General features: G+C 66.0%; 1 protein-coding gene. It reads right to left on the bottom strand.

Features of this window, described 5'->3' with window-relative positions; genetic code table 11:
• Nucleotides 1–219: hypothetical protein (locus ACLJNW_RS28055; RefSeq protein ID WP_410961889.1), on the bottom strand; the 219-nt coding region annotated here is incomplete at its 3' end.
• Between the last annotated feature and the right edge of the window lie 22 nt (nt 220–241).

Below are 241 nucleotides of genomic sequence, written 5' to 3'. Positions count from 1 at the left end.
GACGACCTCACGTGTTGCGAGGGCTCCCTCGCTGGGCGCCGCGACGGTGGCGGCGACCCGGACGAGCCTCTCGCGAAACTTTTTGGCCATGCCATCGGAAAGCTCGGGTCCGCGTTGGGCAATTTTGTCGGCCGTCACTCGTACGGCGGCGAGGCGTGCACGAAGGTCGGTCGCAATCGCTGCACCTTCTCTTTGCCGCATGCGATCGAGATCGTTCATGGCGGCGGCGAGCGCACTAGCC

The sequence above is a fragment of the Salmonella sp. SAL4457 genome (genome assembly GCF_046548235.1).
Lineage (GTDB): Bacteria > Pseudomonadota > Gammaproteobacteria > Enterobacterales > Enterobacteriaceae > Salmonella > Salmonella enterica.
The sequence above is the reverse complement of the archived record's forward strand: the minus strand, read 5'-3'. Positions and strand labels throughout refer to the sequence as shown.